This window comes from Virgisporangium aurantiacum (genome assembly GCF_016863635.1).
Classification (GTDB): domain Bacteria; phylum Actinomycetota; class Actinomycetes; order Mycobacteriales; family Micromonosporaceae; genus Virgisporangium; species Virgisporangium aurantiacum.
This window is the reverse complement of record NZ_BOPG01000116.1, coordinates 34,186-44,744: the sequence shown is the minus strand read 5'-3', so window position 1 is coordinate 44,744 and position 10,559 is coordinate 34,186. Positions and strand designations below refer to the sequence as shown.

The following is a 10,559-nucleotide window of genomic DNA, read 5'->3' as shown; positions in this document are numbered from 1 at the left end:
ACACACGAGCCAACGGCTGCGGGGATGCCGGCCGATCGGCTGAGGCGTGCGATGCCCTGGATTGCGCTGGCGTCGGTGTCGGCGTTCGCCCTGCTGTGCTGCGTCCCCGGTTTGGCTTTCGTAGGCGCGATAGACGCGAACTGCGGGGACGGGTTCGATCATGAATGTCTGGACCTGTCTCGGCCGGTCTTCACGATCTGGCCGTGGGTGACCGGCGTCATCGCAGTCGCGGCGCTGCTCGCCACGTGGTGGATCCCGCACCGTTCGACCGTTGCCCGGCTGGTCCTGGCGGGTCTCATCGTCGTGCCGCCCGTGCTCAACGCGATCTTCGCGTTCGCAGAGGTAAGCAAGACCGGCATGCTGTGAACGCGCGCGGACGCACGAGCAGACTCGGCGACGTTGGCCGCCGGCGTCATCGAAGATCTGAATACTTCCCGAAATACCCGCCAACCCCTGGCCGACGCGGGACCTGCCGAGCCGAACATGACCCACGACGCCGCACCCGAATGCGGTGCCGCTCCGCCGTTGACAGCGCTTGATCAAGTGTCCGGATTTAGCCGCGGACAGGGCGGCCTTGCTGATCTGGCTGATATCGCGCACGACGTCACGTCGGCAGCTCACCGGTTGGCGTTGATTGAGTCGGTGGATATGCCTGCGGCGGTGGTTGGTCACTCATGTGGTCTTGCCACGGTGGGAGGCGGATCCCGGTGGTGCTCAGCCGTGGAGGTCGTCGATGAGGGCTCGGGCCGCTGCACAGGCGGCCGATGCGGCTGCGGTGTCGGTCCAGATGGCCTGGAGCAGCCGGACGGTCTCCGCGGCGGTGGTGCACCATCCCCGGGCCGGGTCGAGCGCGGCGCTGCCGTGCAGGTGCCACCGGACCTGTTCCCACGACGGTGGCCGCACACCCGGGTCGTGGCCCGCCAACGCCGCGTAGTCGGCGAAGCCGGCCTCGACAGCCAAGGCGTCGAGCATGAAGCGCAGACCGCCGGCTTTGATCCGGGTACGCGTCAGGCCGAGCCCGGCGGTGAGCTGGTTGATCCGGTCCGCACCGGTCAGGGCGATCAGCTCGTCGGTGGCGACGTTGTCGCTGATCGTCAGCATCGTGGTGACCAGGTCGCGGATCGACATGCGGACCTCGTCACGCAGCAGCGAGATGCCCACCGGACCCGGGGTACGTGCCCTCGGGGACAGCTTGCGCTGCTGGGTGCCGTCGAGCACGCCGGTCGCGGTCGCATCCTCAACGGCCAACGCGATCTGCACCTTGCTCACCGACGCCGGGGTCACCGCGACATCGGCGCACATACCGATGGCCAGCCCTTCGATCGGCGCCGCGCAGGCCGTACCGGTTATCGCAAGTTCGTCAAAGATCTGTTTCACCAGCACGGCTTCATTGTCGTGAACAGCGTTGTCGTCGTGGCCCGACGCACGCATGCCGCGACTGGCTCGCGCGGCGGGGTGTTGTCGAGGTGGATGTTCTGCGGTTTGCGAGGCGTCGTACGGGCCTATCGACTCAATGCGAGCGGCGCGACGAGGATCGCGCGCTGTCGTCCCGCGGAGTCGTCTCGCTGGCGCACGATCCGACGAGGACGGGATTTCGATACTCCAGTTGCATAAATCGCGGCTCGCGGGTACGGTATTTACGAAACTCGGGTATCGAAATGAGGCGTATGAACACACCCCGGGGCAGGCCCCGCGACAGCGACGCGGACCGGCGCATCCTCCACGCCGCCCGGCAGACCCTGTTCACGGCCGGCTACGCCGGGCTGGCCATCGACGAGGTGGCCCAGCGTGCCGGGGTCGCCAAGACGACGCTGTACCGGCGCTGGCCGACCAAGGACCACCTCGCCATCGCGGTGTACGCGGACATGCTCGACCGCGACGTGCCGGTCACCGACACCAGCGATGTGCGCACCGATCTGAGCACCTACCTGAAGCAGATCGCCGCCGCGCTACACAGGGTGCGCCGGGCCGGACGCCCGGAGCACGACGCCGACCCGTCCGCCGGCATCGTCGCCGAACTCGTGGCAGCAGCGGCCCGCCATGCCGACGTCGGCGAAGCCATGCGCGGGCTGTACCAGCGTCGGATCAGGCTCGCCATCGAACTGATCCAACGCGCCACCCAGCGCGGCGAACTCCGCGCAGGCACCGACCCGGTCCTGCTGCTCGACCAACTCGCCGGCGCGCTGTACTACCGGGTGCTCATCACCGGCGCACCGGTCGACGACACCTACCTCGAACGTCTCGTCAACGCCGCCCTCGACGGCGCACTGTCTACAAAGGAGAAATGATGTCCCTGACCGAGCAACCCGTTCAGGCAAAGCGACGCGGGAAAAGGCCCGGGTGGCGACGCCTGCTCGTGGCGTCGGCTGTCGCACTGGGCGTCCTGGCCGGATATGCCACCTGGAGCAACACCGTCCCGTACACCCTCCGCGCCTCGATCGAGATCCAGGCCACGCCGGAACAGGTGTGGTCGGTCCTGACCGACCTGGACGCATACGACGAATGGAACCCCTTCATCGTCTCCTCCAGCGGCACCGTCGAAGTCGGAGCCACCCTGACCAACACCATGCGCGACGCCACCGGCGAAACGACGTTCACCCCCACCGTGCTCACGGCCACACCCGGCCACGAACTGCGTTGGCTGGGCAAACTAGGCCCCGGCGCGGTGTTCGACGGCGAACACGCATTCCTCATCGAGTCCATCGGGCCCGGCCGGGTCAGACTCACCCAGACCGAACGCTTCACCGGCATCCTCGTGCCCTTCTTCCGCGGACAACTGCACGACAAAACCCTGCCCCAGTTCCACGCCATGAACCAAGCACTCGCCCAGCGCGTCACCACGCGGTAGGCAGGCGCCGCCCAGCCCCTCGGCACGGCGGTCGCGGCCGAACGCGGTGGTGAGCACGGACACCGCGGGGCCGCGACGGGGAACCGCCGCTGCACGAGAACACGACCCGTTGACAGCTGACCCAGCGGGGCGGCGGACCCGGCCGACCGCATGTGGTCAGACCGAGGTGGGCATCGGGCCGCCGCGGTAGGCGACCGCGTCGATCAGGGCGGTGGCTGGGTCCAGGTGCTCGCCTCGGGCGTCGGCGACGACCCGGTGCATGTTCGCGACCAGCCGTTCGTGGTCGGCCCAATCGGCGAACGGTCCGAGGTCCGCAGCGCGGGCCGCCTCCAGCACCGGAGTTCCGGAAGCCATGGCCCGTTCGGCGAGGTCGATGACGAGCCGGTAGTAGCGCTCGTGCTCGCCGAGGACGCGGGCCAGGTCGGGCCCCTGGATCAGTGGTCCGTGCCCGGGTACGACGACCGCCGGGTCCAGGTCGGCGATCCACCGCAGGGCCTGGATCGCACCGGTGACCGAGCCCATGAAGACCAGCGGGGTGAGGCCGTGGAACAGCAGGTCGCCAGAGAACAGCACCCGCTGCTCGGGCAGCCACACCACCGCGTCGCCGGTGGTGTGGGCGGGGTGGCCGGGGTGCAGCACCTCGACCCGGTGACCGCCGGGATGCAGGGTCAGCGCGTCGCGGAAGGTCACCGACGGTACGCGCCGTTCGACGTTCCCCCAGTTCGGCACCGGATCCCACAGCGGCGGGCAGCCCTCGATTATCGGATCGGTGAGCAGGTGATCGCGCATCGCCTCGTGCCCGACGATCGCGGTCGCGGCGGGCAGCAGACTGTTGCCGTACGTGTGATCGCCGTGGGTGTGCGTGTTCACCGCCCAGCGCACAGGCGCGGTGCCGGTGTGCTCATCCACCACAGCGAGGAACGCGCGGGTGCGATCCTCCGTCGCACACGTGTCGACGACCACGACACCGTCGTCACCAAGGATGAACCCGGCGTTGTTGACCCACCAGGTGCCGTCCGGTTGGACGTATGCCCATACCCGGTCGCCGATCGCGTGCGCGTCGCCCGGGAGGTGTCGTTTCACTGCCACGTCGAGCCTCTTTCCGGTTCTGATGCGCGGACCGTGCGGGACGGTACCGGACGAACAGCGACGTCCCGTATCGGCCCTCTGACAGGGCCGCTCACACCAGACGACTTCCACGACCCCGCTGCCGTCGACCTCACCCGACCGTACCTGCGATGGCCTGGAGGTCCTTCGCGGCGGTGACCATGCGACGTTGCACGCCGCAGTCGTCGCCTCGGCCGACGGACGGATCGGCTCGTCCTGGTCCGGGAGTTCACCACGCTGTTCGACTCAATTGAGCTGTTCATCGCGAATGCCGCATCGCGCGAGCGCTACGGCGCCGAGGAGCCTCTCGCGCTCGTCCTTCAACGGGAGTACATCGAGGAGACCGAGCCCGGCGCCTACCACCACGTCCGGCACCAGCGAGTGACGGAGTGGCCGGTCGAACTCCTTAACCGACCCAAACGTGACAGCCGCACGATCCCCGACTTCCTAGCCCCCGACGCGCCAGCGAACCGCCTCGAGATTCTGCGGGGCCAATCGCCACGAACGAGCTAATCGAAGATCGGAACTCAGGCGCGGCCGCCCACCCCGGCGCACGGTCGGCGGCTACTTATTGAATGGATCTACGACCGCAGCCCGGCCAGGCTTGGTCGAGGTAACCGGCGGGATGCTCGATTCAGCGGCTGCCCGTCTGTGGTTGGGGCGTGGCTCTCATCTGGCATGCACCCCGCCGGTCACCGCGGCGTGGAGTGGCTCCAGAGGGGACTGCCCAGCTCAAAGTAGCGTTGCCCTCCTCGCTGAACCCGGCTTTGGTCACAGCGAGGAGACAAGCGTGGGGCGCGTCATCATCGGGATGGATCCGCACAAGCGGTCGGCGACGATCGAGATCATCGACGACCGGGAGACGGTACTGGCGGGTGGCCGGTTCGGCACCGACCGGGACGGCTACCGGGCGATGCTCGCCGCCGGCCGGCGCCATCCAGAGCGGATCTGGGCGGTGGAAGGCTGCTACGGCATCGGTCGGCACATCGCGCAGCGGCTGGTCGCCGACGGCGAAACGGTGGTCGACGTGCCACCGAAACTGTCCGCGCGGGTCCGGGTGTTCGCCACCGGTCAGGGACGCAGAACCGACCCGGTCGACGCGCACAGCGTGGCCGTGGCGGCGTTACGCACCAACGGTTTGCGGCAGGTGGCCATTGACGACGAGACGGTGGCGTTGCGGCTGCTGGTCGACCGCCGCGACGAACTCGGACGGGCCCGCACCGACCTGGTCAACCGCATCCACAAGCTGCTGCTGGAACTGCTGCCCGGCGGGGCGAAGACGTTCCTGCGCGCCGACCAGGCCCGCGCCCTGCTAAACACGATCCGGCCCCGGCGATCTGGTCGGTCGCACCAGCCGGCGGCTGGCCTCGGAACTGATCACCGAACTCGTCGGGATCGACAAGAAGATCAAGACGGCGAAGCAGGAGCTGACCGATCTGGTCAAGGAAAGTGGCAGCAGTCTTTCCCGGTACGCACGTCGTGCTGCCAGGCGAACCGGGCGCGCCGGTCGGTGACGGTGACCGGGCGGGCGAGGCGCGTCCACAGAACCTCGTCGCGCACGGCGTACGCCGCGCCCAGCGCGTCCATGACCGCCACGTCGATGTCGAGACCGCCGACGTCGGGCAGGCCACAGGCGGCGAGTACCTCGAACCCGTCAGAGGTGCGGCGCACCACCGAAGCGTCGAAGGTGCCGGCGCCGAAGTCGTACACCACCAGCCGGCTCCCGACCGGCAGCTCCAGGCCTGACCGCCGGAGATGGAAGGCGGCCGCGGCCACCGGTTCGGTGACCAGACGGATACGCCCGAGGCCCGCCGTCCGTGCCGCCGCCGCCAGTGTCGACCGGCGTGTGGCGCCCCACCCCGCCGGGCAGGTCAGCGTCACCGATCGGTCCGCGGCATCGCGGTCCCAGCGCGCCTCGCCGGCCACCCGCCGCAGCGGGGGCCGCCAGCAGGTCCACCACCGTCACCTCGACCCCACCGAGCAGCACCGTGCCGTCGTCGATGCACCGCTTCGGGTGCGGCTCGAACCGTTCGGGCGCCGCCCGCGCGGAGTGCAGGGCGTCCCGGCCGGTCAGCAGGAACCCGTCGTCGCCGAGGAACACAGCCGACGGCAGCACCTCCGCACCGTCGAAGAGCACCGGCTGAACCGTTCCATCGGCGAACCCCAGCGCCGCCACCGTGTTCGATGTGCCCAGGTCGATCCCGAGCCGCACAGCCCCCACGTTCCCGACAATAGCTGCGGAAGAGCGACTGTCATGGATCCCGGCCGGCTGCCTGCCGAGCGGAGCCCAGGGCGGCGGCCGCCGCCCGGCGGCCCGGTGAGGTCACAGCGGGTTGGCGGCGAACAGCTCCAGGCGAGCGCATTGCGGGCATCAGAACACGTCGATCTGCCACCGCGGCCGGCCGGAGGCCTTGGCGACGCCGTAGCCATTGCGTTTCAGGAACCGGGGAACCCACCGAGCGAAGCCGAAGGAGACGCGTCCGGTGTCCTCCACATAGCCGGGCTCCAGGCCAACCGTGCCGCAGCAGTGTGTGCACCTGAACTGATCACTCCGGAAGTGCAGGGAACGGCGGTGAGGCAACCTGGTCGCTCCGGTGACGCCTCGATGTGCATGTGGGGCGGCAGGGGAGCGACGGGCACCGAGTGCGGGCGGCACCCCTTGCCCGACCGGGTTCTCTAGGCTGTGCGGGGTGACGTGGGATGGTGGATCTCGGCTCGGCGTCGACTTCGGGACATCGAACACGGTCGCGGTGATGGCGGGTCCGGGGTGAGTCCTTGCCAACCAGGCGCGCTCCGATGGTCTTCCACAGGTCGCGGTCGGTGACGTAGCGACGCCTCTTGATCGCTTGCTGGGCCACGACCTGAAGATCATCGACTCGGACAGCGGGTGCTCCGGTTGCCGCAGCTTTCGCATGCCAAAGGGAAACCGTCACCCGCAATCCGGGATCGATCTCGATCACGATGTAGTCGGCGATCTCGCCCCGTCGATGGCGGCGGCCAGATCGTCGGGCAGCCGCCGGCGGCGGCGCTTGCCGCCTTTCATCCGCAGATCGACGACCCGGTGCCCCCGGTGACACCGAGGTCGCCGATCCGGGCGCCGGTGAGGTGCCGACGGCTTGGAGACACGGCTGCCAAGGTCGAGCAGGAACCGGATCAGCGCCCGGCTGGGGGCGGCGGCCGGTTACGGGCCCTCGCGTTCGGGCTCGTGGCGGGTGATTCGGCGCCGCCGAATTGGGTAGCCAGACCTGGTGAAAAACGACGTTAATGACCGGTTCGTGCGTGTCCGGGGCGCCGCCGAGCACAACCTTCGGAACGTCGACGTCGACATTCCCCGCGATGCCATGGTCGCCTTCACCGGCGTCTCCGGTTCGGGCAAGTCCTCGCTGGCCTTCGGCACGCTCTACGCCGAGGCGCAGCGCCGGTACTTCGAGTCCGTCGCGCCGTACGCCCGCCGGCTGTTGCAGCAGGTCGGTGCGCCGCACGTGCAGGAGATCACCGGCCTGCCCCCGGCCGTGGCCCTGCAACAGCGTCGCGGGGCACCCAGTTCGCGGTCGACGGTCGGCACCATCACCACGCTGTCCAACCTGCTGCGGATGCTCTACTCGCGCGCCGGGACCTACCCGCCGGACGCCCCGCGGCTGGAGGCGGAGGCGTTCTCCCCCAACACCGCGGCCGGCGCCTGCCCACGGTGTCACGGACTGGGCGTCGTGCACGACGTCGCCGAGGACCTGCTCGTCCCGGACCCGTCGCTGAGCATCCGCGACGGCGCCATCGCGGCCTGGCCGGGCGCCTGGCAGGGCGCCAACCTGCGCAGCGTCGTGAGCGGCCTGGGGATCGACATCGATAGACCGTGGCGCAAGCTCAGGAAGAAGGACCAGGACTGGCTGCTCTACACCGACGAGCAGCCGTCCGTCCTCGTCGAGCCCGAGCGTGACCGCCTCGACAGCGGCTACTACGGGAAGTTCTGGAGCGCCCGTCGGCACGTCATGCACGTGCTCGCCGACTCCAAGAGCGACCGGATGCGCGAGCGGGCGATGCGGTTCGTCCGGAGCGTGCCCTGCCCGGAGTGCCACGGCAGCGGCCTGCGCCCGGAGGCGCTCGCGGTGACCTTCGCCGGCCACACCATCGCCGACGTCAACGCGATGCCCCTCGCCGCCGTCGTGGCGGTCCTCCGCCCCGCCGCGGGCTTGTCCGGGGCCGGGGCTGCCACGCCGACCGCTCGGTCCGGGGAGACGACAGAGGTCGCGGTCCGGCTCTGCACCGACCTGGTCGCGCGCGTCGAGGTGCTGCTCGACCTCGGCCTGGGATACCTCAGCCTCGGGCGCCGCTCGACGACGCTGTCGCCCGGTGAGGCGCAGCGCCTGCGTATCGCCACCCAGTTGCGTTCAGGGCTGTTCGGGGTCGTCTACGTGCTCGACGAACCCTCGGCGGGCCTGCACCCGGCCGACGCGGAGCCGCTGCTGGACGTGCTGGACCGGCTGAAGGCGGCGGGCAACTCGCTGTTCGTCGTGGAGCACGACATGGACGTGGTCCGGCGGGCGGACTGGGTGGTCGACATCGGCCCCGGGGCGGGCGAGAGCGGCGGACGCGTGCTGTTCAGCGGTCCGGTCCCCGGCCTCGAACAGGTCGAGGAGTCGGCCACCAGCCGGTACCTGTTCGGCCGTGCCGAGCCGCTCGACCATCGCCCGCGTACGCCCCAGGGCTGGCTGCACCTGCGCGGCGTCTCCCGCCACAACCTGCACGGCGTGTCCGTCGACGTGCCGCTCCGGGTGCTGACCGCGGTGACCGGCGTGTCCGGTTCCGGGAAGTCGACGCTGGTCACGCAGGTGCTCGCCGAGGTCGTGCGCGGCCACCTCGGGCTGGCGAGCGACGAGCCCGACGAGGCGGAGCTCGACGTCGACGTGCCGGACGCGGCGGGGCTCGACTCGTTCGACCGGCTGGTCCTGGTCGACCAGCGGCCCATCGGCCGCACGCCCCGGTCCAATCTGGCCACCTACACCGGGATGTTCGACGCGGTGCGCAAGCTGTACGCGGCGACGGACGAGGCGCAGGCGCGCGGGTATGCGGCCGGGCGGTTCTCCTTCAACGTCGCGGAGGGGCGGTGCGAGACGTGCCAGGGCGAGGGGTTCGTCGCGGTCGAACTGCTGTTCCTGCCCGGGACCTACGCGCCGTGCCCGGCCTGCCACGGCGCGCGGTACCACCCGGAGACGCTGGAGGTGACCTACCGCGGCAAGAACATCGCGGAGGTGCTGGCGATGTCCGTCGACGACGCCGCCAAGTTCCTCGCCGACGTCCCGGCCGCCTCCCGGAGCCTCGAGACGCTCCGGGAGGTGGGGCTGGGCTACCTGCGGCTGGGCCAGCCGGCGACCGAGCTCAGCGGTGGCGAGGCCCAGCGCATCAAGCTCGCCACCGAGTTGCAGCGGGCCCGCCGCGGCCACGCGCTCTACCTGCTCGACGAGCCGACCGCGGGGCTGCACCCCGCGGATATCGCGCTGCTGCTGCGGCAACTGCACCGGCTCGTCGACGCCGGCAACACCGTCGTCCTTGTCGAGCACGACCTGGACACGATCGCCGGCGCCGACTGGGTCATCGACCTCGGCCCAGGCGGTGGGGACGCGGGCGGCCGGGTCGTCGTGACCGGCCCTCCCGCCACGATCGCCGAGGCCGGGGACAGCGCGACCGGGCGCCATCTGGCGCGCCGCCTCGAACGCTCCTAAGCGGGTAACCTCCCCGGCCGTCAGCGCTTCATGCCGTGCTCGATCGGGGCGGCCACCGCGCTGGCGCTGGCATCGATTGCCTCGCTGTCCGGCACGGCTTCGGCGCAGACCCGGGCCGGAGGGCCGGCGCCGCTGGTCGCGACCGGCGGGGACGTCGTCGAGGGGCGGTACGTCGTCGTGCTGCGCTCGGACCCGGCCAGGTCGAACCCCGCCACCATGGACCGGGACGCGCTGGCCGCCGCACTCGCTCCGCGGCGTTGACCCCCGCGCCCGCGGCCGCGGCGTGCGCATCGGGTCGTAGCCCGCTACTTCGGCATGTTCAACAAGTCCCGGCGGAACAAGTGGGTCTTCGGTGACCGCGACAGCGGGAACTACCTGCAGAAATTCGCCTGGACCAGGATCGTGCGGCACCACATGGTCACCGGCACCGCGTCACCCGATGACCCGGCACTGGCCGACTACTGGAACAGCCGGCGGCGACGCCCGAGGCTGCAACCCCCGGTCGACCGCACCACCCAACAGCTGCTCGACAGCCAACGGGCACGGTGCGTCCACTGCGGGCAACTCCTCCTGCACACCGACCGCCCACCACAGACCCCACAAGAGTGGGAACAGTGGTACCGCGGCCTGCGCAAAGCGATGGACCACAACGCCATCAGCCTACGACAGGACGGCAGCACACACGATCTGCAACTCCGTCTGCTCCACACCCACTGCCACCGCCGCACCCGCGGCAAACGGCAGGCCAGCACTCTGCACACCAGCGGCCCGTAGGGCTGACACGAGCCGGATGCATGGAAATCGTGCACGTCCGGTTCTGAGGGGGCGGCGGCGCAGCAATGCGCCGCCGCTACCCGGCCGACGCGCGCGGAGACGGCCGCGGCGAG

The 10,559-nt window shown here is 70.2% G+C and carries 9 protein-coding genes and 1 pseudogene; 7 read left to right on the top strand and 3 right to left on the bottom strand.

The window, feature by feature from the left end; all coding sequences use genetic code 11:
- The coding region (locus Vau01_RS59650; protein WP_204013010.1) for a hypothetical protein at positions 1 to 366 on the top strand (366 nt) is incomplete at its 5' end.
- A 348-nt stretch (positions 367 to 714) separates the two neighbouring features.
- Here the strand turns inward: Vau01_RS59650 and Vau01_RS59645 are convergent.
- Complete coding sequence (locus Vau01_RS59645) at positions 715 to 1,383, bottom strand: serine hydrolase (RefSeq protein WP_204013007.1); 669 nt, start codon at positions 1,381 to 1,383, stop codon at positions 715 to 717.
- A 284-nt stretch (positions 1,384 to 1,667) separates the two neighbouring features.
- On the opposite strand from Vau01_RS59645, the gene Vau01_RS59640 reads away from it, so the two are divergent.
- Positions 1,668 to 2,288, top strand: coding sequence for a TetR/AcrR family transcriptional regulator (locus tag Vau01_RS59640; RefSeq protein ID WP_204013004.1), 621 nt, complete (start codon positions 1,668 to 1,670; stop codon positions 2,286 to 2,288).
- Complete coding sequence (locus tag Vau01_RS59635; protein ID WP_204013001.1) at positions 2,288 to 2,848, top strand: SRPBCC domain-containing protein; 561 nt, start codon at positions 2,288 to 2,290, stop codon at positions 2,846 to 2,848. The genes Vau01_RS59640 and Vau01_RS59635 overlap by 1 nt, the downstream gene beginning before the upstream one ends.
- A gap of 156 nt (positions 2,849 to 3,004) precedes the next feature.
- Here Vau01_RS59635 and Vau01_RS59630 read toward each other — a convergent pair whose 3' ends face one another.
- A complete protein-coding gene (locus tag Vau01_RS59630; protein WP_239153005.1) occupies positions 3,005 to 3,937 on the bottom strand; it encodes an MBL fold metallo-hydrolase in 933 nt (310 codons plus the stop codon).
- 643 nt (positions 3,938 to 4,580) lie between these two features.
- On the opposite strand from Vau01_RS59630, the pseudogene Vau01_RS64325 reads away from it, so the two are divergent.
- Positions 4,581 to 5,162, top strand: a pseudogene (locus tag Vau01_RS64325) (IS110 family transposase); the annotation flags it as partial.
- A gap of 233 nt (positions 5,163 to 5,395) precedes the next feature.
- Here Vau01_RS64325 and Vau01_RS59620 read toward each other — a convergent pair.
- Positions 5,396 to 5,836, bottom strand: coding sequence for an Hsp70 family protein (locus Vau01_RS59620; protein WP_204012998.1), 441 nt, complete (start codon positions 5,834 to 5,836; stop codon positions 5,396 to 5,398).
- Between the two features lie 1,367 nt (positions 5,837 to 7,203).
- Here Vau01_RS59620 and uvrA point away from each other — a divergent pair.
- From uvrA to Vau01_RS59610, 3 genes are read left to right on the top strand one after another with little or no spacing between them, the layout of a single operon-like run.
- Entirely contained in the window at positions 7,204 to 9,672 is a 2,469-nt protein-coding gene (uvrA, locus tag Vau01_RS59615; protein ID WP_239153003.1) for an excinuclease ABC subunit UvrA, read from the top strand.
- A 30-nt stretch (positions 9,673 to 9,702) separates the two neighbouring features.
- Positions 9,703 to 9,933: a hypothetical protein gene (locus Vau01_RS64320; protein WP_239153001.1), complete on the top strand. Its 231-nt coding sequence runs from the start codon at positions 9,703 to 9,705 to the stop codon at positions 9,931 to 9,933.
- A 54-nt stretch (positions 9,934 to 9,987) separates the two neighbouring features.
- Positions 9,988 to 10,446 (top strand): hypothetical protein, encoded by a 459-nt coding sequence (locus Vau01_RS59610; protein ID WP_204012996.1) that lies wholly within the window; start codon positions 9,988 to 9,990, stop codon positions 10,444 to 10,446.
- Positions 10,447 to 10,559 lie beyond the last annotated feature (113 nt).